2 protein-coding genes are annotated in these 1,662 nt (G+C 60.3%); one reads left to right on the top strand and one right to left on the bottom strand.

What is annotated here, in order from left to right; translation table 11 throughout:
- Window positions 1-642: LysR family transcriptional regulator (locus OQK_RS08785; protein WP_038860777.1), on the bottom strand; the 642-nt coding region annotated here is incomplete at its 3' end.
- A 118-nt stretch (window positions 643-760) separates the two neighbouring features.
- On the opposite strand from OQK_RS08785, the gene OQK_RS08790 reads away from it, so the two are divergent.
- A partial coding sequence (locus OQK_RS08790; protein WP_038860779.1) for an MFS transporter occupies window positions 761-1,662 on the top strand: 902 nt, incomplete at its 3' end.

The raw sequence follows: 1,662 nt of genomic DNA on the forward strand, positions 1-1,662 counted from the left end.
ACGGGCCAGACTGAGCAGTTGTGCATAGAGCCCGCTGCCATAACTGCGCGGAAAAAACACGAACGGTTCCAGCGCCAGCGCCGAGAGAAACAGGCCTTCGTCGCTGCCTTGGGCCAACGGATGCTTGGAACTGAGCACCGCCACCAATGGCTCGCGCATCAACTCCACAACACTCAGTGAATCCGGCAATCCGAGCGGGCGCATGATGCCCACCTCGATCGACTCGTCCACCAAGGCATCGGCGACCATGGTGCTGCTCATTTCGCGCAGATTCAGATGCACCGCCGGAAAGCGCTGACGAAAGGAAAAAATCGCCTGCGGAATGGTCGAGTTGAACGGTGCAGACGAGGTGAAGCCAATCTTCAACTCGCCCAGCTCGCCAAGTTGCGCACGGCGGGCGACGTCCGCTGCCTTGCCGACTTGTGCCAGCACCAGCCGCGCCTCCTGCAAAAACAGGCGACCGGCCTCGCTCAACTCGACCCGACGATTGGTGCGCTCGAACAATCGCGCGCCGAGCTGTTGCTCCAGCGCCTGAATCTGCTGGCTCAGCGGTGGCTGGGAGATGCCCAGCACCTGTGCGGCCCGGCCAAAATGCAGTTCTTCGGCGACGGCGATGAAGTAACGCAGATGACGCAGTTCCATAGGATTACCATTAGGTCGCTGAAGCTATCAAACAGGTCGAACAATATATTGGATAGAAACATTAGCCAGCTATATGATTTTTTCATTGCCTGCCCGGCTGTGCTTTCCGAGGTCTGAAGTGAAAACTGCTGTCGCGCCCCTTGCCCACGAAATCCCGCCCGCAGCCGACGACGATGCCCTCGCCGAGCTGCAGGAGATCTACATCGAAAAAGGCACGCCGGCCTTCATGCGCACGGTGCTGGCACTATTCTGTGGCGGCTTTGCGACGTTCGCGCTGCTCTATTGCGTGCAACCGATGATGCCGCTGCTGTCCCACGAATACGGGATCAACGCGGCGCAGAGCAGCCTGATCCTCTCGGTGGCGACCGGCATGTTGGCCTTCGGTCTGCTGATCACCGGGCCGATTTCCGACCGCATCGGCCGTAAACCGGTGATGGTCGCGGCACTGTTCGCTGCCGCGTTGTGCACCATCGCCAGTTCGATGATGCCGAGCTGGCAAGGCGTGCTGATCATGCGCGCATTGATCGGCCTGTCATTGAGCGGCCTGGCAGCGGTGGCGATGACCTATCTGAGCGAAGAAATCCATCCACAGCACATCGGCCTGGCAATGGGTTTGTACATCGGCGGCAACGCGATCGGCGGGATGAGCGGACGCTTGATCACCGGCGTGCTGATCGACTTCGTCAGCTGGCACACGGCGATGCTGGTGATCGGCGGTCTGGCGCTGATCGCAGCGGCGGTGTTCTGGAAGATCCTCCCGGAGTCGCGCAACTTCCGCGCTCGCTCGCTGCACCCGCGCAGCCTGCTCGACGGCTTCACCATGCACTTTCGCGACGCCGGCCTGCCGCTACTGTTTCTTGAAGCGTTTGTGCTGATGGGCGCGTTTGTCACGCTGTTCAACTACATCGGCTACCGCTTGCTGGCGGCGCCGTACAACCTCGATCAGGTATTTGTCGGATTGCTCTCGGTGGTGTATCTGTCGGGGATCTACAGCTCGGCGAAAATCGGTTCTTTGGCGGA

Source organism: Pseudomonas sp. R62, assembly GCF_000257605.1.
GTDB lineage: Bacteria > Pseudomonadota > Gammaproteobacteria > Pseudomonadales > Pseudomonadaceae > Aquipseudomonas > Aquipseudomonas atacamensis.